Source organism: Sediminibacillus albus, from assembly GCF_900101125.1.
Classification (GTDB): Bacteria; Bacillota; Bacilli; order Bacillales; family Amphibacillaceae; genus Sediminibacillus; species Sediminibacillus albus.
The window spans coordinates 144,294-167,696 of record NZ_FNFL01000008.1; the positions used below are offsets into that span (position 1 = coordinate 144,294).

The 23,403-nt window shown below is 41.1% G+C and carries 27 protein-coding genes; 24 read left to right on the forward strand and 3 right to left on the reverse strand.

Translation table 11 applies throughout. The features are described 5' to 3' along the window. Positions 1–11: 11 nt before the first annotated feature. Together gcvPA and gcvPB are read left to right on the forward strand one after the other, a co-directional pair. Positions 12–1,358 (forward strand): aminomethyl-transferring glycine dehydrogenase subunit GcvPA, encoded by a 1,347-nt coding sequence (gene gcvPA, locus BLR93_RS16700; protein ID WP_093217082.1) that lies wholly within the window; start codon positions 12–14, stop codon positions 1,356–1,358. Next, positions 1,351–2,811 (forward strand): aminomethyl-transferring glycine dehydrogenase subunit GcvPB, encoded by a 1,461-nt coding sequence (gcvPB, locus tag BLR93_RS16705; protein ID WP_093217085.1) that lies wholly within the window; start codon positions 1,351–1,353, stop codon positions 2,809–2,811. The genes gcvPA and gcvPB overlap by 8 nt, the downstream gene beginning before the upstream one ends. Positions 2,812–2,939: 128 nt before the next feature. Here the strand turns inward: gcvPB and BLR93_RS16710 are convergent, their stop codons facing one another. Beyond that, positions 2,940–3,332: a rhodanese-like domain-containing protein gene (locus tag BLR93_RS16710; protein WP_093217087.1), complete on the reverse strand. Its 393-nt coding sequence runs from the start codon at positions 3,330–3,332 to the stop codon at positions 2,940–2,942. Positions 3,333–3,708: 376 nt separating this feature from the next. Between BLR93_RS16710 and BLR93_RS16715 the strand changes: the two genes are divergently transcribed. Both BLR93_RS16715 and mntR read left to right on the forward strand, forming a co-directional pair. Beyond that, positions 3,709–6,270 (forward strand): vitamin B12-dependent ribonucleotide reductase, encoded by a 2,562-nt coding sequence (locus BLR93_RS16715; protein ID WP_093217090.1) that lies wholly within the window; start codon positions 3,709–3,711, stop codon positions 6,268–6,270. A gap of 303 nt (positions 6,271–6,573) precedes the next feature. Further along, positions 6,574–6,993: a transcriptional regulator MntR gene (mntR, locus tag BLR93_RS16720; RefSeq protein ID WP_093217092.1), complete on the forward strand. Its 420-nt coding sequence runs from the start codon at positions 6,574–6,576 to the stop codon at positions 6,991–6,993. Positions 6,994–7,123: 130 nt separating this feature from the next. On the opposite strand, the gene BLR93_RS16725 is transcribed toward mntR, so the two are convergent. Further along, positions 7,124–7,510, reverse strand: a complete 387-nt coding sequence (locus BLR93_RS16725) for an SA1362 family protein (RefSeq protein WP_093217095.1) — start codon at positions 7,508–7,510, stop codon at positions 7,124–7,126. A 525-nt stretch (positions 7,511–8,035) separates the two neighbouring features. Next, positions 8,036–8,254, reverse strand: a complete 219-nt coding sequence (locus BLR93_RS18160) for a hypothetical protein (protein WP_175559396.1) — start codon at positions 8,252–8,254, stop codon at positions 8,036–8,038. Positions 8,255–8,538: 284 nt separating this feature from the next. On the opposite strand from BLR93_RS18160, the gene BLR93_RS16740 reads away from it, so the two are divergent. The 20 genes from BLR93_RS16740 to BLR93_RS16835 all read left to right on the forward strand — a co-directional run bounded on the left by BLR93_RS16740 (position 8,539) and on the right by BLR93_RS16835 (position 23,276). Then, positions 8,539–9,051 (forward strand): YqhR family membrane protein, encoded by a 513-nt coding sequence (locus tag BLR93_RS16740; RefSeq protein WP_093217103.1) that lies wholly within the window; start codon positions 8,539–8,541, stop codon positions 9,049–9,051. Positions 9,052–9,108: 57 nt separating this feature from the next. After that, a complete protein-coding gene (gene aroQ / locus BLR93_RS16745; RefSeq protein WP_093217106.1) occupies positions 9,109–9,549 on the forward strand; it encodes a type II 3-dehydroquinate dehydratase in 441 nt (146 codons plus the stop codon). A 5-nt stretch (positions 9,550–9,554) separates the two neighbouring features. Continuing rightward, complete coding sequence (locus BLR93_RS16750) at positions 9,555–10,616, forward strand: M24 family metallopeptidase (RefSeq protein WP_093217108.1); 1,062 nt, start codon at positions 9,555–9,557, stop codon at positions 10,614–10,616. Positions 10,617–10,643: 27 nt separating this feature from the next. Further along, positions 10,644–11,201 (forward strand): elongation factor P, encoded by a 558-nt coding sequence (gene efp / locus BLR93_RS16755; RefSeq protein WP_093217111.1) that lies wholly within the window; start codon positions 10,644–10,646, stop codon positions 11,199–11,201. A 318-nt stretch (positions 11,202–11,519) separates the two neighbouring features. Further along, entirely contained in the window at positions 11,520–12,497 is a 978-nt protein-coding gene (gene spoIIIAA / locus BLR93_RS16760) for a stage III sporulation protein AA (protein WP_093217113.1), read from the forward strand. After that, positions 12,442–12,954 (forward strand): stage III sporulation protein SpoIIIAB, encoded by a 513-nt coding sequence (spoIIIAB, locus tag BLR93_RS16765; RefSeq protein ID WP_093217116.1) that lies wholly within the window; start codon positions 12,442–12,444, stop codon positions 12,952–12,954. Before spoIIIAA ends, spoIIIAB begins: the two co-directional genes overlap by 56 nt. A gap of 21 nt (positions 12,955–12,975) precedes the next feature. After that, positions 12,976–13,182 (forward strand): stage III sporulation protein AC, encoded by a 207-nt coding sequence (gene spoIIIAC / locus BLR93_RS16770; RefSeq protein WP_093217118.1) that lies wholly within the window; start codon positions 12,976–12,978, stop codon positions 13,180–13,182. Between the two features lie 3 nt (positions 13,183–13,185). Beyond that, complete coding sequence (spoIIIAD, locus tag BLR93_RS16775) at positions 13,186–13,575, forward strand: stage III sporulation protein AD (RefSeq protein WP_093217121.1); 390 nt, start codon at positions 13,186–13,188, stop codon at positions 13,573–13,575. 28 nt (positions 13,576–13,603) lie between these two features. Next, positions 13,604–14,794: a stage III sporulation protein AE gene (spoIIIAE, locus tag BLR93_RS16780; RefSeq protein ID WP_093217123.1), complete on the forward strand. Its 1,191-nt coding sequence runs from the start codon at positions 13,604–13,606 to the stop codon at positions 14,792–14,794. 70 nt (positions 14,795–14,864) lie between these two features. Beyond that, complete coding sequence (spoIIIAF, locus tag BLR93_RS16785; protein ID WP_245690188.1) at positions 14,865–15,419, forward strand: stage III sporulation protein AF; 555 nt, start codon at positions 14,865–14,867, stop codon at positions 15,417–15,419. A 1-nt stretch (position 15,420) separates the two neighbouring features. Then, positions 15,421–16,068, forward strand: coding sequence for a stage III sporulation protein AG (spoIIIAG, locus tag BLR93_RS16790; RefSeq protein WP_093217127.1), 648 nt, complete (start codon positions 15,421–15,423; stop codon positions 16,066–16,068). A 12-nt stretch (positions 16,069–16,080) separates the two neighbouring features. Next, on the forward strand, positions 16,081–16,653 hold the full coding sequence (locus BLR93_RS16795) for a SpoIIIAH-like family protein (protein WP_093217129.1): 573 nt from the start codon (positions 16,081–16,083) through the stop codon (positions 16,651–16,653). Between the two features lie 307 nt (positions 16,654–16,960). Further along, the gene (accB, locus tag BLR93_RS16800; RefSeq protein ID WP_093217132.1) at positions 16,961–17,449 is read left to right on the forward strand and encodes an acetyl-CoA carboxylase biotin carboxyl carrier protein; all 489 of its coding nucleotides are present in this window, start codon (positions 16,961–16,963) and stop codon (positions 17,447–17,449) included. Between the two features lie 12 nt (positions 17,450–17,461). Beyond that, complete coding sequence (gene accC, locus BLR93_RS16805) at positions 17,462–18,817, forward strand: acetyl-CoA carboxylase biotin carboxylase subunit (RefSeq protein ID WP_093217134.1); 1,356 nt, start codon at positions 17,462–17,464, stop codon at positions 18,815–18,817. 20 nt (positions 18,818–18,837) lie between these two features. Next, complete coding sequence (locus BLR93_RS16810; RefSeq protein WP_093217137.1) at positions 18,838–19,236, forward strand: Asp23/Gls24 family envelope stress response protein; 399 nt, start codon at positions 18,838–18,840, stop codon at positions 19,234–19,236. A 289-nt stretch (positions 19,237–19,525) separates the two neighbouring features. Further along, positions 19,526–19,906 (forward strand): transcription antitermination factor NusB, encoded by a 381-nt coding sequence (gene nusB, locus BLR93_RS16815; protein ID WP_093217182.1) that lies wholly within the window; start codon positions 19,526–19,528, stop codon positions 19,904–19,906. 11 nt (positions 19,907–19,917) lie between these two features. After that, complete coding sequence (gene folD, locus BLR93_RS16820; protein ID WP_093217139.1) at positions 19,918–20,772, forward strand: bifunctional methylenetetrahydrofolate dehydrogenase/methenyltetrahydrofolate cyclohydrolase FolD; 855 nt, start codon at positions 19,918–19,920, stop codon at positions 20,770–20,772. A gap of 45 nt (positions 20,773–20,817) precedes the next feature. Next, a complete protein-coding gene (xseA, locus tag BLR93_RS16825) occupies positions 20,818–22,164 on the forward strand; it encodes an exodeoxyribonuclease VII large subunit (RefSeq protein ID WP_093217142.1) in 1,347 nt (448 codons plus the stop codon). Continuing rightward, positions 22,161–22,391 carry an exodeoxyribonuclease VII small subunit gene (locus BLR93_RS16830; RefSeq protein WP_093217144.1) on the forward strand — a complete coding sequence of 77 codons (231 nt, stop codon included), beginning with the start codon at positions 22,161–22,163 and terminating at the stop codon, positions 22,389–22,391. The genes xseA and BLR93_RS16830 overlap by 4 nt, the downstream gene beginning before the upstream one ends. Further along, positions 22,392–23,276, forward strand: a complete 885-nt coding sequence (locus BLR93_RS16835) for a polyprenyl synthetase family protein (protein ID WP_245690184.1) — start codon at positions 22,392–22,394, stop codon at positions 23,274–23,276. The last annotated feature ends 127 nt before the right edge of the window (positions 23,277–23,403 follow it).

Sequence of the window (23,403 nt, forward strand, 5' to 3'; positions counted from 1 at the left end):
GGGGATAAACCATGGAATTTCGCTATTTACCGATGACAGAAGAAGATAAACAGGAAATGCTTAAGACGATCGGCATTGAATCTACGGATGATTTGTTTTCTGATGTCCCGCCACAAATCCGTTTCAATGGATCCTTAAATATTAAAGAACCTACAAGTGAACCTCAGCTTTTACAAGAGCTATCCAGTCTTTCGAAACAGAATGTCAACCTGAAATCCCATGCTTCCTTTTTGGGAGCTGGTGTATATGATCATTACATTCCGTCGATTGTCGATCATGTGATTTCACGTTCAGAATTCTATACAGCCTATACTCCTTATCAGCCGGAAATATCCCAAGGCGAGCTGCAGGCAATTTTTGAATTTCAAACGATGATTTGTGAATTGACTGGAATGGATGTAGCTAATTCTTCCATGTATGATGGTCCCACAGCTTTGGCAGAAGCTGCTAACCTTAGTGCTTCCCAAACAAAACGAAATAAGATACTAGTAGCGGAGACCGTCCACCCAGAGTCCAGACAGGTGATTCATTCTTATGCGAAGGGACCGGGTTTGGAAGTGATAGAAATAAGGCAAAAAGACGGTGTTATCGATTTGGAAGCCTTAAGAGCTGAGATTGATGACCAAACGGCTGGCGTCATTGTCCAGTATCCGAATTTCTTTGGCCAAATCGAACCGTTGCAGGAAGTGCAACAGCTGCTGGAAACAGAGAAGGCAATGTTCATCGTTTCCAGTAATCCGCTGGCACTTGGCTATTTAACTCCTCCAGCCTCATTTGGAGCGGATATTGTCGTTGGCGACACACAGGTATTCGGCATTCCAGCCCAGTTCGGCGGCCCGCATTGTGGTTATTTTGCCACAACGAAAAAGTTAATGCGGAAAGTGCCAGGACGCTTGGTAGGCCAGACAACAGACGAAGAGGGGCGGCGCGGGTTCGTGTTAACGCTGCAGGCAAGAGAGCAGCACATCCGCAGAGATAAGGCGACTTCTAACATCTGCTCAAATCAGGCACTGAATGCGCTTGCTTCTTCTGTGGCTATGAGCTCGCTTGGCAAGCAGGGTATTAAAAAAATGGCCTGGTTAAATATGCAAAAAGCCCGATATTTGAAAAAGAAACTAGAAGAGCGCGGGATTCCTGTCGTTTATCAAGGCCCGTTTTTTAATGAACTGGTGATTGACTTACAACGGCCAATTACTGAAATTAATCAGCTTTTGCTTCCGAAAGGTTTTATCGGCGGTTTTGATTTAGGTAAGTGTTATTCCCAATTATCTGGCCATATGTTAATTGCTGTTACGGAAATAAGAAGCAAAGAAGAGATCGACAATTTTGTAAAGGAAGTGGGGGATATTCATGGATAAGCAGGATTTTCCTTTAATCTTTGAACATAGTAAATACGGTAGAACCAGTTACAGTCTGCCCGAGTTAGATGTTCCGGAAGTTGATTTGGAAGATGAGCTGGATGACAGCTATATTCGTACCGAGGCACCTGAACTGCCGGAAGTCAGCGAATTACAGATCATCAGGCATTACACAGCATTGTCCACACGTAATCACGGCGTTGACTCTGGGTTTTATCCGCTAGGCTCTTGCACCATGAAATATAATCCCAAAATGAATGAAACGGTCGCAAGAATGGAAGGTTTCAGCCACATTCATCCTTATCAGGAACCTGAAACAGTCCAAGGAGCTATGAAAATGATGTATGACTTGCAAACCTCTTTGGCGGAAATCACCGGCATGCATCAAGTGACTTTGCAGCCGGCAGCTGGCGCTCAGGGCGAGTGGACAGGGTTAATGATGATCCGTGCTTTTCACGAGGCGAATGGGGATAGAAAGCGTACCAAAGTGATAGTCCCTGATTCAGCGCACGGCACCAACCCAGCATCAGCTACGGTAGCAGGATTTGATGCGGTAACAGTTAAATCGAACGAACGCGGCACAGTAGATTTGGAAGACTTAAAACGCGTGGTGGGCGAAGATACTGCAGCTCTTATGTTGACAAATCCAAACACGCTAGGATTATTTGAAGAGAATATCGTAGAAATGGCGGCAATTGTCCATGAAGCAGGAGGAAAGCTTTATTATGACGGAGCCAACCTGAATGCCATTATGGGATATGCCCGCCCTGGCGATATGGGATTCGATGTTGTTCATCTGAATCTACATAAAACCTTTACGGGACCACATGGCGGCGGTGGACCAGGATCAGGCCCGGTTGGAGTGACAGAAGAGCTGGCGAGATTCCTGCCAAAGCCTGCCTTGGTAGAAAGAAATGGAAGCTATGTATTTGATGATGATCTTCCTGATTCGATAGGAAGAGTGAAACCATATTACGGAAACTTCGGTATTAACTTACGGGCATATACCTATATCCGGACAATGGGAGCAGAAGGGTTGAAAAAGATTAGTGAGTTTGCTGTCTTGAATGCGAATTATATGATGAGAAGGCTGCAGACGGAATTCGATTTACCTTATACGCAGCATTGCAAGCATGAATTTGTATTGTCCGGCAAACGCCAAAAGAAATTGGGAGTCCGCACGTTGGATATCGCCAAACGTCTCTTGGACTTTGGCTACCATCCGCCGACTATCTATTTTCCGCTAAATGTAGAAGAAGCTCTCATGGTTGAACCGACAGAAACAGAATCAAAAGAAACATTGGATGGATTTATTGATACAATGATACAAATTTCTAATGAAGCAAAAGAAGATCCGGAAATCGTCCAAGAGGCGCCCCACACAACAGTAGTAAAACGAATGGACGAAACCACTGCTGCCCGTAAACCAATACTGCGCTATATAAAAGAATGAAATCAACAGGGCCTGCCGTTATAATCGGCAGGCCCTGTTGTTATTTGTCATACTATATATATGCGGTATTTCTATCAAACCCACAAAAACGCCTGCAGAAGATAATCGCCCTGCAGGCTGATTGGAAGCTAATATTGTGGTGCTTTCGCCTTTTTAATTTTTCCGTTCCATTTCTTGAATCCACCTTGCAATTGGTATAATTCGTGATAGCCTTTCTTATTTAAGAGCAAGGCAGCTCTGGCAGTCCGGGTCCCATTTTGGCAATACATATATATCGGCTGGTCTTTGCGTAATTCTCCCATCCTCGTCCGCAGCTGTGAAAGCGGAATATTGCGAGCCCCTAATATATGTCCGCCGTTAAACTCCTTTTGTTCCCGCACGTCAATCAATTGAGCTTTACGGTAACCTTGGCGAAATTCATCTTCTGTTAATGTTTTTAAAATCTTTCTTTGTTTGAAGAATCTATATATACCGAAACCCACAACTAAAATAGCAAGTATCAGCAATAATTCTAATCCCATTTTTGTTCCCCCATTTTCTCTATAGCATCAAATTATATTATAGAGATGATTATACCATTTTTCAAAGGATATTTCCTTAATCTTGTTTTTTCGTACCAATAGTAGTTTTTTATCTGTCTTCAACAAAATTCAACAATAAATGCAAATAATAAAAAAAGCGGTTTGTATTAAATATTAGCTTTATTTCTGTCTTTTTCTTTTAATAGCATTTGAATTTGCCCTTTCTCTACTTTGACAAACTTGATTTCCTTCGTTCTAACTCACAATATATAGTATGACTTTAAAAATTCAAGCACTATATATTGTTTTATGTGAGCGTAATGTGGTAAATTGAATACTATACTATTTGAACAAGGGATAAGGAGTGATGATATATATGAAAACCATCACAGAAATACAAAATAAAATTAATGTCGAACAGTTAAACAAGGATATCGAGTTATTTGAACAAGTCCATCCAATCAGCCCGGACATGAAAATCACTCATAAAGGCGTTTCACGGCTTGTTATGCTGGATAGATATGCATTCAAGGACACAGAAAAGAACACGTTAAAACAAGGAGATTTCGTCGTACTTACAGTCAAAGCAGACCCGAAGTTTCCTGCTAGAGGGTTTGGCTTTGTCAAAGCAATTGATTGGGAAAACAAGCTCGTTGATATCCAAGTGGATAAAGATTTTATTTCCGTTCTTGATAATGATGACGAAGCAAAAACGGGAGTAGTTACCCGCCCATTGGATGTAATTGATAAACCATTGGAGATCTATTATGAGCAAATTGCAAAAAGGAATGCTACCGGACTGGCAAAGGTAGAAACTTCAAAAGAAAAGCAAAACGAAGCTTTTGAACGTTTTTATCACGAATTATCAAACATGAATTTCATACCGGCCGGCCGTGTACTTTATGGTGCTGGTGCCGAGACAGATGTTACTTACTTCAATTGTTACGTAATGCCATACATTCAGGATTCCCGTGAAGGCATCTCCGAACATAGAAAGCAGGTTATGGAAATCATGAGCAGAGGTGGTGGAGTTGGAACAAATGGTTCCACTTTACGTCCCAGGAATACACTTGCACGTGGGGTAAATGGAAAGTCATCCGGATCTGTTTCCTGGTTGGATGATATAGCAAAATTAACCCACCTGGTTGAACAGGGAGGATCTCGCCGTGGCGCACAGATGATTATGTTAGCAGATTGGCATCCGGATATTGTGGAATTTATCATTTCTAAAATGCAAAATCCGCGAATATTACGTTTTCTAATAGAGAATACCGAAGATGAGCAAATTAAAAGACTTGCCCAGGAAAAGCTGAAGTTCACTCCGCTGACACCTACGGAAATGGACCTTTACCAAGGAATAGTTAATTACAAAAATATGCCGGGCCTTGGCGGCTTCCCGGAAAATGCTATAAAAGAAGCAGAAGAGAAGCTGAACACTGGGGGTACATACAGTGTGCATAATTCAGAATTCCTTACCGGTGCAAATATATCTGTTTGTTTGACTAAAGAGTTTATGGAAGCCGTAGAGAATGATGCTGAATATGAACTTCGATTTCCAAATGTAGAGAATTATTCAACAGAAGAGATGAAAGCTTATAATGAGAATTGGCATGAAGTAGGGGATGTACGCCGTTGGGAAGAGCAAGGCTACAGTATCCGTGTATATCGCCGGATGAAAGCGAAAGAACTGTGGAACTTGATTAACATTTGTGCGACGTACTCAGCAGAGCCTGGTATCTTCTTTATTGATAATGCCAATGATATGACCAATGCTAAGGCATATGGCCAGCAAGTAGTAGCTACAAATCCATGTGGGGAACAGCCGCTGGCTCCATATTCGGTTTGTAATTTGGCTGCTGTAAACCTTGCTTCCGTTGCTGATAAAGTAAACAAAAAAGTGGATTTTGATAAGTTGAGAAGCATTGTCGAAACAGGGGTCAGAATGCAGGATAATGTGATAGATGCTACACCGTACTTCCTTGAAGCAAACAAGAAGCAAGCCTTGGGCGAGCGCCGGGTAGGCTTGGGTGTTATGGGGCTGCATGACTTGTTAATATACACAGAAACAGAATACGGTTCAGCGGAAGGAAACCGACTGGTGGATGAAATATTTGAAACAATTGCCACAACAGCTTATCGGTCTTCGATTGAATTAGCAAAAGAAAAAGGAAGCTTCCCGTTCTTAGTAGGTGATACGGAACAAGAAACGAAAGAACTGCGTGAACGCTTTATCAACACCGGTTATTTGAAGAAGATGCCAGAGGATATCAGACAGGATATTCTTGATTATGGAATCAGAAATTCACACTTATTAACAGTGGCGCCGACTGGCAGTACAGGAACGATGGTAGGAGTATCTACTGGATTAGAGCCTTACTTCTCATTCTCCTATTACCGAAGCGGTCGTTTAGGCAAGTTTATTGAAGTGAAAGCAGATATTGTCCAGGAATATTTAGACAACCATCCGGAACAAGATGCAGATAACCTGCCGAAATGGTTCGTCACGGCCATGGAGCTGGCTCCAGAAGCTCATGCAGATACACAGTGCGTTATCCAGAAATGGGTGGACAGTTCAATATCGAAAACTGTCAATGCACCTAAGGGTTATTCGGTAGAACAAGTGGAGAGTGTATACCGCAGGCTTTATAATGGTGGAGCGAAGGGCGGAACCGTTTATGTTGACGGCAGCCGTGACACCCAGGTCCTTTCTTTAAAAGCAGAAGACAATAGTTTTGATGAAGATGGTCGGGAAAAGGAAGAAAGCAATAAACCGCATGTTGTTTTAATGGATACAATTCATGAACTTGAAAAAACCAAAGTAACCATTGGATCGGAAGTCGGCGACACTTGTCCAGTATGCCGTAAAGGTACCGTGGAAGATATCGGCGGGTGTAATACTTGTACCAATTGCAATGCTCAGTTAAAGTGCGGACTATAAAAAAGGTTAGCAGCACCAGCATTTTCAGGCTGTCGAGAAAGTTTTCTCGGCAGCCTTTTTCCTGCTCACATTCCGCGTCCAACGGTTTGGCTTGAACGGCCGTCCACTTTCGGTAAAAAAAGTGAAATCTAACTATCAATCTTTTGCATTGTTGAGTATTTCTTGTTCCAGGAACAGAAAAATTGAAACTTTGCGGAGTTTTGCTATTGATAGAACGAACTTGTTTCCACAAATAAACTATTGTATCCTTTTATTATAGGGACGAGGTATAAGCTGGAATGAAGAAGTGAATGGAGGATTAGAATGCCTACACCAAGCATGGAAGATTATATTGAACAAATTTATATGTTAATCGAAGCAAAAGGATATGCCAGAGTTTCTGATATAGCAGAAGCCTTGCATGTTCATCCATCCTCCGTAACAAAAATGGTTCAGAAACTGGATAAAGATGAGTATTTAAATTATGAAAAATATAGAGGGCTGATTTTAACCCCAAAAGGGAAAAAAATCGGGAAACGCCTGGTATACCGTCACGAGTTACTAGAACAATTTCTTGAATTAATTGGCGTTAATCAAGAGAACATTTACGAAGATGTAGAAGGTATCGAGCATCATTTAAGCTGGAATTCCATTGATAGGATCGGTGACCTGGTGCAATTCTTTGAAGAGGATGCAGAGAGAGTTAAGGAGCTTGAAGCCATTCACCAAAAAGCAGAAGATTAGGTTACATAATTAGACAACCCATATAATTTCCATCATACTACCGATGAATGAAGTATTGAATCCACGTGTTCAGTACTTCTTTTTATTGGCGGTTGACCGGCAAATATTTCTCCTAAAAAAAGATCGAGCTTTACAAAGAAGCTCGATTTTTTCGTTTATGTTTATTTCCATCAATTACTCGTAGATGAGTAGCACGGGTCCGGCTTGTTTTTTTCTGTTTCAACAAAGGCGGTTGCTTTTTGGCAGCCTGGGAAAATGCTTTCTTGCTGTTTGCCTCATCGCCCTTATATTTCATTTTAGATTGCTTGACTGCTTTTTTATACTTTTTTAATTCATTTGATGTACGCTTTTTGATAAAAAAGTAATAAACAACTGCATATAATACAGCGCCTACAGCGACCATCACTAGTAAATTTGTAATCAGTGAAGCGGTATTAGTAAACAACTGTGTGGCAAAACCAAAAATTGCAAGGCCAATCAGTAGATAAATTAAGAGGGACATCTTATTGCGATACATTATTTACTTCCTCCTTTCACTATCGTATAACAATTTTACCTTTAGTATGTCTTATACCACTGTTTTCAAGCTTTTTATCATGCTTTTGCAATACTTTTTCATATATTTCTTGCAGCTTGGAAAGCGCTCCATTGTGTACCGGTTGGTCCGCCGATTGCGGGTGGTGTTTGAGGGCGGGAATAAGCAGGGATAAAAAAGCTGAATGCATGAGATGGTATTGTAAGTATAACTTCCCCGAAAAAAAGGAAAGTACACCTGATGCTATGAAGTTTTTAATTTCATTTCTGCTTTTTTCACCTTTATTAAAAAAAACAGTAATAACCTTGGTTGGATTAATAGACAGTGACCCTGTTCATATTAAATTATTTCCGTTATCAAGAAAATATATTCATCATTATCAGCAATTCATCTGATCTCCTCTCGGGCACTATATGATCAGATTACTGGTTACTATTTTATTTTACTAAAAAAACGATCACTTAACTAGAGGCCACTGAAAAAGTCCTTTCTAATCTGAAGGGGCTGTCAAAGTTTGATGTTGATTCCACGAATCGCTTGTCGGTGGTTGCCGCGGGCACGGTCTCCGCTAACTTGGTCAAGAAAATCACTTGAACAAATGAATCTTCGCCTCGTACTGTTACCGCAGGCGTCACCACCGATCGCCATTGCGGAAGCAACAGAGGTCATAGATTGAAGCTGAAAATAGCGAATGGAAGCATAGACACGGATATGATGTCGCCTCATCTTCGGGTCTCGAAGGCATGTGCGTTCAAGGTGCGATGGCAATTTTCGCGGCGAATCGTTAAACTAATGAGGAATAGAGGGCACAAACCTCTTGAAGTTAGACGAAAAGCGGTCTGTATGGAAATTAAAACCCACACAGACCGCTTTTTTAAAATTCTACCTATCATAGTGCTTCCGTTTTTCCGTTCCCTCCTTAACTAGCACATTCTTTTTTGGCAAAGAAGCAGCTGAAAATGGATGGAAACAGGGGAAGTGGGCCACTCTAACTGATGGAGGTGTCTTCAATGGAAAATAAAAAATTAGAACAGAATAAACAGGAAAAGGCTGTCCCGTTTTTCAGGAAAGCATTGTACACTGGCTTTGTAGGTGGTGTCCTCTGGAGCATTATCGGTTTCATAGCCGCTTTTTTAAATTTTACGGCATTCACGCCGGCAACCTTCCTTTTGAGGTCATGGTTGACCGCAGCGTGGACAGATAGATGGATGGGCGAACTGCTGTCCATTCTAATGATTGGACTGCTATCGATAGGAACGGCTGCTGTCTATTATTTTTTGTTGAAAAAGGTAGAAGGAATTTGGCCGAGCGCATTGTTTGGCATTGCGTTGTGGTTTTTGGTGTTTTATTTGCTGCAGCCTGTGTTTCCGAATGTCCCTCATATGACACGCCTGGACAGTAATACTGTGGTAACTACGATTTGTCTTTTTCTATTATACGGTACATTCATCGGGTATTCCATTTCTTATAACTATGAGGATGGTCAGCGAGGTGATGGAAATCATTATTCAAAAAATGGTTAGTTATGATAAACTGAACATGTTGTATTAGATTTTAAAGGTGATTGGGCGGGAGGTACAATGAGACGTTTATTAATGTTGAATGGGCCAAATCTTAACAGATTGGGCAAGCGGGAGCCTTCAATATATGGTGCTGAAACACTGGAGGATATCGTAGCAGATCTAAAGGAACTTGCTCATTCCTACGGATTTCAGCTCGATGCCTACCAATCAAACCATGAAGGAGATCTAATTGATCAATTGCAGGAAGCTGATGAAAAATACCAAGGGATCGTTTTTAATCCAGGGGCTTACACGCATACAAGCATAGCGATTAGAGATGCCATCAGCAGTATATCTGTTCCTGTTGTTGAAGTTCATATTTCCAATGTACATCAGCGGGAAGAGTTCCGGCACACATCGATGCTTGCTCCAGTTTGCCGCGGCCAAGTTGTAGGACTAGGAACAATGGGATATCGATTAGCCGCTTTAGCATTTCTGGAAGAAACGAAGAAAGGATGAAAACCATGGGGAAATTGGAGAAATTAAGAGCCGCAATTAAGGAAAGCAATATTGACGCATTGTTGATCACCAGTGCTAAAAACCGCAGATACATAACTGGTTTTACAGGAACTGCAGGTGTAGCATTAGTTAGCGCAGATGAAGCCTTATTCATCACAGACTTCCGGTATACCGAACAAGCCAATGAACAGGTGAAAGACTTTCAAATCATCGAACATAAACAGCCAATCCATCTGGAGGTAGCAGAACAACTTAAAAAAATGGGAAGTAAGACTTTAGGCTTTGAAAAAAATGATCTTACATATGGGATATATCAACAATACAGTGACAAAGTAGACGCGGAATTCGTACCCACTAGTGGAATTGTTGAAAAATTACGCTTGATTAAGTCGCATGAGGAGCTTAATATTATTAAGTCCGCAGCAAAAATCGCTGATGCGGCATTTGAGCATATTCTTACTTTCATAAAGCCTGGAGTTAAAGAGATAGAGGTATCCAATGAGCTCGAGTTTTTCATGAGAAAACAGGGGGCTGCTTCATCCAGTTTTGATATCATTGTCGCTTCCGGATTGCGTTCAGCTTTGCCGCACGGTGTTGCTTCTGAAAAAGAAATAAAATCTGGCGAATTGGTAACATTGGATTTTGGCGCTCTCTATCAGGGGTATGCCTCCGACATTACACGGACAGTAGCAGTCGGCAAGATAAGCGATGAGTTAAAAACAATTTATGATACCGTTTTGCAAGCTCAATTAAAAGGTATGGAAGGAATAAAAGCCGGAATTACCGGAAAAGAAGCAGATGCATTAACAAGAGATTATATCGCGGAAAAAGGGTTTGGCGAATACTTTGGCCACTCTACAGGCCATGGGTTAGGACTTGATGTCCATGAAGGACCTATGCTCTCCTACCGGTCAGAACAAACACTGGAGGAAGGAATGGTCGTAACGGTTGAACCGGGAATTTACGTGCCCAATGTGGGCGGGTGCCGAATAGAAGATGATACATTGGTAACTAAAAACGGCAATGAATCTCTAAGCTTCGCGCCAAAAGAATTGATTACATTATAGGTAAGGGATCGAAGGAGGAATTATTACATGATATCAGTGAACGATTTTCGAACAGGCTTAACAATTGAAGTAGACAACAGTATTTGGCAGGTAATTGACTTCCAGCATGTAAAGCCGGGAAAAGGAGCTGCATTTGTCCGTTCCAAGCTTCGCAATATCAGAAATGGCAATATTCAGGAAAAGACTTTCAGAGCTGGTGAAAAGGTTAACCGGGCGCACATTGAAAATAATAAAATGCAATATTTATATGCTTCGGGAGATACACATACTTTTATGGATTCCAACACTTATGAACAATTGGAACTGCAAACGAGCCAAATTGAATATGAATTGAAATTTCTAAGAGAGAACATGGAAGTCAGCATCATGACTTATCAGGGAGAAACTCTTGGAGTTGAACTGCCAAACAATGTAGAATTAAAAGTAACGGAAACCGAACCAGGAATAAAAGGAGATACAGCCAGCGGCGGTACAAAGCCTGCAATATTAGAGACAGGTTTGAGTGTACAAGTGCCTTTCTTTATAAATGAAGGCGATGTATTGTTAATTAACACTGCAGACGGTAAATATGTCTCCAGAGCTTGATAACAGCAGAAAATTTATTAGTATGAAAAAGCCTGCTACATCCAAAAGATGCAGCAGGCTTTTTTTATTTAGTTAGTCCTATTAGTAATCGTTTTCCTCACTATATTCTACCCTAGTATTTTCGTTTCTAATAGGCCTTTATTCTCTAACTGTATTAATCCTTTTTCTCTCTATCTTGTTTGTCATAAATGATGGCAGTCGGCATACATTGTTGGTAAGGGTTTGGTTAACTAACTGTTTCCAAGTGGAGGACAAGAAATCGCAAATCTTCACCAATGGCTGTTATAAAAAGTAATTTAGTAGATTGAGGGTGATTGGGTGGAAGAGATCTTGCGTTTATTCTCTTCAAACATTAAGTCTGGATTAGCTGAAGTGCTGCAAAAACGCTGGACAAGCTTACAAGAAATCAGGATTAGAATTTTTCGGCCGATCGAACTGGTATTTGACAATGGATATGAATGGGCAGAATCGCTTATTCCTCTCAAAGAAGATAGTTTATTCTTACTAAACCAGCTCAGTCAATTTTCGCTATACCGGCTGGAAGACGAATTGAGAGAAGGGTTTATCACAATCGAAGGCGGGCACCGAATTGGATTGTCCGGCAAAGTTAACACCAACGATGGGACAGTCAAAGCAATCAAGCATATCTCTTCGTTTAATATAAGAATTGCCAAAGAAAAGCGCGGAACAGCTGAAAGTATAGTACCTGAATTATATGAGAAAGAATACTTAAACACTTTGATAGTTGGTCCGCCGCAAACAGGCAAAACGACGATGTTGAGAGACATCACCCGGATTGTATCAAGTGGGTGGAGCAAGGCTCCTGCAAAAAAAACAGCAGTAATCGATGAACGCTCAGAATTAGGCGGCAGCATTGACGGTATCCCTCAACATAATCTTGGGCTCCGTACGGATGTTATGGACGCCTGTCCTAAAGCAGAAGGAATGATGATGATGATCCGCTCGATGTCTCCGGAGGTATTGGTTGTAGATGAAATCGGGAGCAGTAAAGATGTACAAGCATTAATGGAGGCCTTGCATGCCGGGGTAAGAATTATTTGCTCTATCCATGGCGACAGCCTTGGCCATTTAAAGAAAAGGCCGTCGCTTGAGCCTCTATTCCGCGGACAAGTTTTTCAGCGGTTTGTGATCTTAGAGCGCAATCAATTTCCTGGCCAGATTAGAGGAATTTTCAATGAACATGGGGAGAATGTCTTAAAGAAACAGAGGTGCAAACAAAATGAAATGGGTAGGAGCAATTCTGCTGCTTTGCGCCACAACATGGGTAGGCTTTGAATTTTCCAGGAAGTTAACCGACCGCCCAAAGCAGATTAGACAACTAAAAAGCGCACTGCAAATTTTGGAAGCAGAAATTTTATATAGCCAGGCACCGTTAGTTGACGCTTGTGAAACATTGGCACTTCAACTTCCTAATCCAATTGCTTTGTTTTTCGAAGCTGTCAGCAAAGATTTGCGCGATAATCCCGCTAGTTTATACGAGACATGGGAATCCCAGTTGAATAAGTTTTGGCCATTGTCTTCATTAAAAGGCAATGAAAAAGAAATCCTGCGCCAGTTCGGAAGAACGTTAGGCCAGCATGATTTTGAACAACAGCAAAAACATATCCATTTAGCACTGACTCATCTGGAAAGAGAGTTGCAGGAAGCTCAGGATCAGCAATTAAAATATAGCAAAATGGTTAAAAGTCTTGGATTTCTAACTGGGTTACTGGTGGTCCTACTCTTGATATAGACAGGAAAGGAGTAAAGATTGATGCTTGGTGAGGCTACGATTCTATTTCAAATTGCAGGAATTGGCATTATCGTTGCAATGATTCATACCATTTTAAAACAAATGGGGAAGGAAGATATCGCCCATTTTGCTACAGTGGTTGGGTTTATTATCGTCATGATTATCGTCATAGACGAGATAGCCAATCTTTTTCAACAAATTAAATCTGTTTTCCTGTTTCAGGGGTAATCGATGGAAATCTTTCAAATTGTTAGTTTAGGCGTTGTTGCCAGCCTGCTTTTTATCCTTCTAAAAGACCAAAAATCATCACTAGCTTTCATACTTATTTTGATCACCGGCATTTTCATCTTCCTGTCTGTCATCCAACAAATTGCCGAAGTTTTTTCTTTAATAAGTAATCTGGGCAAAAAGGCAAGTATTAACGGTATTTATATCGAAACAATCCTTAAAATTATTGGGATTGCTTATATAGCTGACTTTGGGGCTCATATTACCCGCGATGCCGGACTAAGCTCGGTAGCGGCTAAAATTGAGCTTGCTGGTAAGATCTTTATTCTCGTATTAGCTGTTCCTATATTAACAGCTGTAATTGAAACAATTCTCGGGTTTTTGCCAGTTTAAGGTAGAAGAAGGGAGCCTGGTCGGGTGCATGAATCATTTAGTAAAAATAATTGCGTTATTTGCCTTCGTACTAATCGTTGTTAATATAGCACCTTCTAGAGCTGCCGCCGTAACAGGAGACAATAACAAATTGGATGAATTAAATCAGGAAACAGTTGAATCCGTATCTTTAGAGGAGATTAGAAGCTATTGGAACCATATAGTCGATGAGTATGGGGGCTATTTGCCAGGTTTGCAGAAAACGACGCTGGTCGAATTTATAAAAAACAAGGAATCGCTATCATTCAAAGAATGGATGCAAGGTATAGCAAAATATTTATTCCATGAAGTTATTATTAATGGCAAGCTACTTGGAATGTTAATTATTCTAACTTTGTTTTGTGTTATTTTACAAACATTACAGTCTTCTTTTGAAAATCAAAATATTAGTAAAATTGCTTATGCAATTGTCTACCTGGTATTGATTGTGTTGGCGCTGAATAGTTTTCATTCAGCTGCATCCTATGCAAAGGAATCTATCGACATGATGAGCGGGTTTATGGTTGCCCTTCTTCCGCTTTTATTAGGGCTTATGGCCTCTTTCGGAAGTTTGGCGGCGGTTTCTTTTTTTCATCCTGCTGTCATTTTTCTTATTCATATTAGTGTTTTATTGATTTCCACCATTGTATTGCCGCTATTTTTCCTCTCTGCCCTACTTTCCATTGTCAGCACGCTTAATGAAAATTATAAAGCAACACAGTTGGCTGACCTGTTGAAAAACATCGGAATCGGTCTTTTAGGAGTTTTTCTAACTGCCTTTTTGGGGGTGATTTCTGTCCAGGGCGCTGCAAGTGCAATCCAGGATGGGATTGCACTGAAAACGGCTAAGTTCGTGACAGGGAATTTCATTCCAGTTGTAGGAAGAATGTTTACTGATGCGGCAGATACAGTGCTCAGTGCATCCCTTTTGCTAAAAAACGCTGTCGGGCTTGTAGGGGTGTTTGTCGTTCTTGGTATCGCTTTATTTCCGGCAGTAAAAATATTTGTGATCGCACTAATTTATAAACTTGCTTCTGCTTTGCTACAGCCTATCGGCGATGGTCCGGTAATTGAATGCATGGATAGTATTAGCAAGCATATTATATATATCTTTGCCGCGCTGCTGATCGTAACCTTAATGTTTTTTTTGGCAATAGTCATTTTAGTGGCCGCCAGCAATCTAACGGTCATGCTGCGCTGAACGGGAGGGGATTGCTATAAGTACACTCACCGAATGGGTTACACAAATCATCATGTTTTTGCTGCTGGCTATGCTGGTGGACCTGCTCATGCCCAATTCCTCGATGAAAAAATATATTAAGGTAGTTGTCGGCCTTATATTGATTCTCATATTCTTACAACCTTTATTCCATCTCTTCCAAATGGATATCGATACCATGATGGCCAACGCTCTCAATGGCTTGGAGACGGATGTTACAGAAGAAAATATGAAAAATTCTATTGATTTGAAGAAAAATGAAATACAAGCCTCCCAACATGCATATATTTTAGAAGAAATGGCTGTCCAAATGAAAAACGAAGTGGAAGAGGGGTTGGAGAAAGAGTATGGAGTTGTCATCGCCGATATAGCTTTCCAATTTGTCGAGGGGAAGGAAATGTCCTTTGAATCGTTGCAAGCAGTGAATGTAACGCTAGTTGAAAAAGGCTTGCAAACAACAGAAGGAGAAGTTGAACAAGTAGTAATAGACGTCGACGATCAGCCGGCGGAAGAAGAACTCCCTGACACTGGAGAAATCAGTAATTTTCTCTTTGAACAATGGGAATTGGAAAAACAAACCATCAACATTGATTGGAGGGAGGGATAGAGTGAACAATCCACTTAAGAAATTACTTTCCCGCTTAAATCTAAAGCAAGGAAATGAGAACAAACCTTCTAAGTTGGGATATCTGCTTATTCTAGGTCTAGTTGGTCTATTACTGATATTAGTCAGCGGAATTTTTTCATCTGACAATACGCAGAAAGATACGATGCTTTCTGTCACTCCTGATACCGATGCTAACGAAGAACAGGAAGCCTTCCTTAATAAGAAAAACACAGAAAAAGAAGAGCCGATCTCCGATTTGGAAGGCAGCTACGAGAATCAGTTGACAGCCTTGCTTGAAAAAATCCAGGGCGTATCAGAAGTAGAAACGATGGTTAATTTGGATTCTACCAAACAGAAAGTATATGAAAAAAATTTAATCATTGGCACGCAGACGACAGATGAAACAGACAAAAATGGGGGAGAACGTACGCTTGAAGATTCTACAAGAGAACAAGAAGTTGTATTAGTCAGACAAGGTGATAAAGAAGTTCCGCTTCTTATCCATACAAAAAAGCCGGATGTAAGGGGGGTCCTCATAGTAGCTAAGGGAGTTGACCACATGCAGGTGAAGCAATGGGTTGTCGAAGCAGTATCCAGAGTCCTGGATGTTCCGACTCACAGAATTTCTGTGATGCCTAAAAATAAATAAGGAGGAATTGGAATGCTAAAAAAGCAAACGGTTTGGTTACTGACAATGTTGAGTTTAATGATTGTGTTGAGCGTATTTTATATGAGTTCTCCTAATAATGAGGAACTTGCATTTTTAAATAATTCCACAGAGGGAAATGAGGAACAAGCGACATCTACAAGTACAACAGACTCCGCGGAAGGAGATGCAGAAGTTCTGGAGGAAGGGGATTCTGTCATATCACAAACATCCACTGATGAATTGTTCACCTCTATCCGGATGGACATCCAGGATGAAAGAAGCTCCATGAAAGAAAGGCTGGAAGAAATTGTTGCCTCCAGCAGCGCCTCTACGGATGAAATAAATGCAGCCTATGAAGAAATGCAGCAACTCGATGAGGCTGCCAAAAAAGAGTCGATTATCGAAGAAACCATCTTATCAGAGAATCAATACGAAGATGTTCTAGTCCGCTCGGAAGATAATGAAGTGGTTGTTACCGTCAAAGCAGAAGAATTATCACGGACAGAGGCAAATAATATCATTCAAATGGTAAAAGATGAATTTGGAGAAGTAACAATAGAAGTTAAGTACCAACCAGTAGATTAATTCAGGACAAGTTATCATACTTGCTAGAATAGAAGTCTTGGAAAAACCGATTCCCGCCCTAAAGCTAAAAGCGGATGAATCGGTTTTTTATTGTTTAACCGCTGCCAGGCAAAGCTGGTTCCTGTTGGGAACCCTGAAGAAAAGAAATTAGTCATTGCGGATACACATTGGTATAATCATATATATAGAGGGGAAAATTCTCATTCATAAGCAGATAGTTGATGTTTTGGCTGGCTTTTCGTAAAATACTAAGAGGAGTTATTAGTACCTGTTGTTAAATTGCAGATAAAAAGGGGTGCCGAAAAGCATGTTAAAAGTACAAGAAATACGCGAAATAATTAAACTGATTGATCAATCTAGTATTGATGAATTCAGCTATGAATCAAACGGAACAAAGGTTTCTATGAAAAAACAGACTGGCGAAATCAAGGAGAAAACCACTGTTCAAGAGGCAGCTTCTCCACAAGAGACAGTGCCTGCCAGCCCTGTCCAACAGCCAGAGCCGGTTAAGGAAAATCCTCCGGTTGCTCAGGAGGAGGATACAGCGAAAAATTATGACCATGAAATTGTCTCGCCAATGGTTGGAACCTTTTATAGTTCTCCTACCCCCGAAAGTGAAGTATACGTAAGAAAAGGGGACACGGTCTCTAAAGATACGATTGTCTGTATCGTTGAAGCAATGAAGTTATTTAATGAAATCGAAGCAGACGTTAACGGGGAAATCGTCGAAGTGCTCGTCGAAAATGGTGAGCTGGTAGAGTATGGACAACCATTATTCAGAGTGAAGGCAAAGTAAGGGGATGACAAAGTGATTAAGAAAATCCTGATTGCGAACAGGGGAGAAATAGCTGTTCGAATCATACGTGCTTGTAAAGAAATGGATATAGAAACAGTAGCAATCTACTCAGAAGGCGATAAGGAGTCCCTCCATGTACAGTTGGCCGATGAAGCTTATTGCATCGGGCCTATCCTTAGTAAAGATAGCTACTTAAACTTTACGAACATAATGAGTGTTGCCACGTTGACTGAAGTTGATGCTGTCCATCCAGGATATGGTTTCTTGTCCGAGAATGCCGACTTTGCTGAAATTTGCAAAGCCTGCAATATCACTTTTATCGGACCAAGTGCTTATGCCATTCAAAAGATGGGTACAAAAGATGTGGCAAGAGAAACAATGAAAGCTGCAGGGGTACCAATCGTACCTGGTTCAGAAGGAATTATCGCTGATGAAGAAGAGGGACGCAGAGTTGCTAAAGAGATCGGCTATCCGGTAATCATTAAAGCAACTGCAGGCGGCGGCGGAAAAGGAATACGTGTTGCTAAAACAGAAGAAGAATTAGTTAAAGGAATCCGAGTGACCCAAAAAGAGGCAGAGACCGCATTTGGGAATCCAGGTGTTTATTTAGAAAAATATATCGAGGACTTCCGCCATGTAGAGATCCAAGTATTAGCCGACAATCATGGCGATGCCGTGCATATAGGCGAACGGGATTGCACAATTCAGCGCCGCTTGCAAAAATTGATAGAAGAATCTCCATCGCCGGCAGTCACGCCTGCTATCCGGAAAAAAATGGGAGACGCAGCGGTTAAAGCTGCAAAGGCTGTAGATTACTCCGGAGCGGGGACCATCGAATTTATTTTTGATAAAAAAGAAGAAACTTTCTATTTCATGGAAATGAATACACGGATTCAAGTAGAGCATCCTGTGACTGAGATGGTGACGGGAATCGATTTGATTAAAGAACAAATTAAAATTGCAAACAACGAACCATTGTCATTCAAGCAGGAAGATATCGAATTCGAGGGCTGGGCAATCGAATGCAGAATTAATGCTGAGAATCCATTCAAGCAATTCATGCCTTCGCCTGGAAAGATAGAAATGTATCTACCTCCAGGAGGGTTAGGAGTTCGTGTAGATTCGGCTGTTTACCCTGGTTATAGGATTCCTCCATATTATGATTCCATGATTGCTAAACTTATCGTCTACGGAGCTACCAGGAAAGAAGCGATAAGCAGGATGAAGAGGGCATTGGGCGAGTATGTTATTGAAGGCGTCCATACGACTATTCCATTTCATTCCAAAATGATGGAACATCCAACATTCATCGATGGCGATTTTAATACAAAATTCCTGGAGAAATATACTATAATGGAAGATGAATAGCATAAAAAGGAGTGAACACAATGAATGATAACTCTTTATTGAATGTGAGTGAAGGTTCGGACTTGGGAAAAGTGGAAATAGCTCCTGAAGTAATTGAAGTAATCGCTGGGATTGCGACAACAGAAATAAAAGGTGTTTACGCTATGAGAGGTAACTTTGCTTCTGGTGTTGCTGAAAGGTTCGGCAAAAAATCCCACGGAAAAGGCATCAAGGTGGAATTAACAGAAAACGGCGTCTTAATCGATGTGTTTGTTGTGCTGGATTACGGCTCGTCCATTCCAGAAGTTGCGCAAAAAATACAAACAAATATCCGGCAGGCGCTTAGAAATATGACTGCTCTGGAAATAGACGAGATCAATATCCACATCGTTGGTGTACAAATTGAACAGAAAGACGAGACGGAAGAGCTAATGGAATAGTCAGCCAAGGCCAAGGAGGCAGCAGTCTCTTGGCCTTTTTTGATGAAAGTTTTGATAATAAAAGTCGAGCTCTGAATCGGCTGATGATGACCAGTTAAATGATTTATAAAAACTTTAATGGGGTTTTTAGCTTGGAAATGGCTTTGTATCATGTAAAATGTTATCATTTGAAACAGAAATGCTTAAGCGGAAGTTCGAAAAGCTTGGAAACAACTGTTTAGTTAAATTTTCTCTCTTAATTAACCCGTTTATCCTTCTTTTTGAACACGAACAAAAGGAGAATGAAATGATGAAAAGACGCACAGCAAGAGAAAAATCCTTCCAAGTCCTTTTCCAGATGGATGTGAATGATATTGAACCGGACGAGGCAATAGAGCATGCCATGGAAGGCCCTTCGGAGGATTCATTTCTCAATGACCTCGTTCATGGGGTAACAAAATACAGGCAGGAAATCGATCAGAAAATTGATGGACACTTGGAACATTGGACGTTTAACAGACTGGCATCTGTCGAAAAGACTTTGCTGCGGATAGCGACATATGAATTATTTTATAATGAAGAGGTACCGAATAGTGTAGCCATAAACGAAGCGATCGAGTTGGCGAACAGTTATGGTGATGAAAAATCAGGTAAATTTATCAATGGCGTTCTTTCTAAGATGTTAAAATAGGGGGATTACAAATGGTAGCAGAAATTATCTATGGCAAGGAATTAGCAGCGGATTTAAGACAAGGAATGAAAAAGGAAGTAGAAAAATTAGCGGATAAAGGTGTTATTCCTGCTCTCACAGTAGTTTTAATTGGTGATGACCCTGCTTCTCAATCTTATGTAAAAGGGAAGCAAAGAGCCTCCGAAGAAGTTGGCGTTCGTTCACGTTTAATCGAACTGCCTTCGTCTACCTCTCAGGAAGAGCTGCTTCAACTAATTTCTGAACTTAACAACGATGTTGAGGTCCATGGAATTCTCGTTCAGCTGCCACTGCCTGACCATATCGAAGAACAGGCAGTTATCGAAGCGATTAACCCGGAGAAGGATGTTGATGGCTTTCACCCTATTAATATTGGACGTATGCTCACGGGAAAGGATACATTTTTTCCATGCACACCCTATGGCATTTTAACGATGCTCCAATCGAAAAACATCCAAATCGAAGGAAAACATGTCGTAATTGTGGGTAGGAGCAACATTGTAGGAAAGCCTGTCGGTCAACTGTTATTAAACGAAAACGCAACGGTAACTTACTGCCATTCAAGAACCAAGAACATGAATGAATTTACAAAAAACGCAGATATATTAATTGTAGCAGTAGGTAAAGCTCACTTTATCCAAGCCGATGATATCAAGGACGGGGCCGTGGTGGTTGATGTTGGTGTTAACCGGATGGATAATGGAAAGCTTACAGGTGATGTTGATTTTGACTCAGCGCTGGAAAAGGCGTCTTACATAACGCCTGTACCCAGGGGCGTAGGGCCGATGACTATTACAATGCTATTACATAATACAATTAAATCAGCTAAACAACATCATCAGCTGTAAAGGTAAGCCCGCAATAATATTCCACAGATGTGCAGGTGTTTTGCTATGAATGACAAATATTTAACAGTTAGTGCGTTAACGAAATATATTAAGCGGAAGTTTGAAATGGACAAGCACTTAAAAGAAGTATGGCTTAAAGGGGAAATCTCCAATTTCAAGCACCACAGCAGGGGACATATGTACTTGACCTTAAAAGATGACAAGTCACGCATTCAGGCGGTAATGTTTGCAGGAAACAATCGTTCCCTGAAATTCAGACCAGAAAATGGGATGAATGTGCTTATCAGAGGAGAACTAAGTGTCTATGAGCCGCAAGGCCAATATCAATTATACATCACTCATATGGAGCCTGACGGAATTGGTGCTCTGTATCTGGCATATGAACAATTAAAAGAGAAGCTCAGCAATGAAGGGATTTTTGATGAAAGAATAAAACAGAGGATTCCTATTTACCCCCGGCAAATCGGTGTGATAACTTCTCCAACAGGGGCAGCAGTACGTGATATTATCACCACTATCAACCGGCGATTTCCCATTGCCAAAGTCGTTTTGTTTCCGGTTTTGGTGCAGGGCGATCAATCGGCTGCCTCTATAGTGAAAGCAATTGAGGCAGCTAATCGTTTTTCCGGTTTTGATGTATTGATTGTCGGAAGAGGCGGTGGTTCCATTGAAGAGCTATGGAGCTTCAATGAGGAAGTGGTAGCAAGAGCAATTCACGATTCCCGACTTCCAATCATTTCGGCAGTCGGTCATGAAACTGACTTTACAATCAGCGATTTAGCGGCAGACGTTCGGGCGGCAACTCCAACGGCAGCTGCCGAGCTTGCTGTTCCTTCGCAAGTAGAAATTAAAGAAAGAATATTCTCAATGGACCGGTCATTAAACCGCGCATTAAAAACAAGGCTGGCCAATGCAAGAGATCGACTCGCACAAATTCAAAAGTCGTATGCATTCCGCTATCCGGGACAGCTGCTGAAACAAAAGGAACAAGAGCTTGACCGGAATGTAGAGAAACTTCGAAAGGCATTAACTGTTAGATATACCCAAAAACAGGAAAGATGGACAAACCTGCATAAGCGGCTCATGCAAAAGCATCCGCAAATGCAGATTAATCACCAGAATCGTGAACTCTTACAGTTACATCAGAGAAACCAGCGTGCTTTTGAGAAGGAATTTAAGGTGCATCAGGACCGGTTTAATACAAACCTTGATAAATTATCCTTACTAAATCCACTAAATACGATGAAAAGGGGATATTCCATTTCCTATCATCAAAACGGGAAAGTATTAACCTCGACAAAAAATATTCAGCCTGGAGAGCAAGTGACTGTGAAACTATACGACGGTCAATTGGACTGCCAGGTATGGGGAATTGAGGAGGAGACAGAATGAGTGAACAGGAAATCTCTTTTGAGGAAGCAATGAAACAATTAGAAGAAATCGTGGAGAAGCTGGAAGAAGGGGAAGTGCCGCTTGAAAAAGCGATTAATTATTACCAGGAAGGCATGAAGCTTTCAAAGCTTTGCGGTGATAAGCTGTCAAACGTAGAAGAACAAATGGTTAAGATAGTAAACGAACAGGGAGATTCTGTTCCTTTTTCCATCCAGGAGGACGAATAGGTGACGGGAAGTTTAGCAGCATATTTAAAAGAAAAGCAACAGCTTGTCAATGATGAGTTAATGAGTAGGATCGGCAGGTTATCTATCCCTTCCAGATTAAAAGAATCAATGAAATATTCAGCAGAAGCTGGTGGGAAAAGGCTCCGGCCTGTTTTATTGATAGCCAGTTGTGAATCTTATGGCGGCAAGACATCAGCAGCCCTTTCAACATCAGCTGCCCTGGAGATGGTACATACCTACTCGCTTATCCATGATGACCTCCCAGCCATGGATGATGACCATGTCCGCAGAGGGAAGCCGACCAATCACAAACAATTTGATGAAGCAACTGCTATTTTGGCAGGTGACGGACTGCTGACATACAGTTTTGATATTATTTCAGGAGAAGAACAATTGACAGACGGACAGAAAGTCACCTTGATCAAGCTTCTATCAGAAGCTGCCGGACCAAAAGGAATGGTTGCCGGACAAATTCTCGATATGCAGGCGGAAAACAAGGAAAGTAATTTGCAAGAACTCGAACAAATTCATACACTTAAGACGGGTCAGCTTCTAAAATATGCTGTCGTAGCAGGAGCATTAATCGGAGGAGCCGCGAAAGAGCAATTATTATCATTGGAAGAATATGCTTATTATCTAGGGTTAATTTTCCAGGTCCAGGATGACATTTTGGATATCAATGGAGATCCAGCGTTAATTGGAAAACCAGTTGGCAGTGATGAGGGCAACTTTAAAAGCACTTATCCGAAATTACTTGGATTAGAGGGAGCCATCCGCCAGAAAGATGTTTACTTGGACAAGGCTAGACAGGCATTAAAGGCAGCCGGTGTTGAAAGTTCTATCCTGTTGGAAATCACCGATTATTTCAGTTCAAGGGACCATTAAATATTATCATATATGAAGGGCTGATAAATAACGTTGCATGGCGCGTAAGGGCGATTGTCCGGGATTGAGAAATAGAGGGAATTGTGCTATAATAGCTTTAAAAGGAATGGTGCAGTATTCTAGTCGG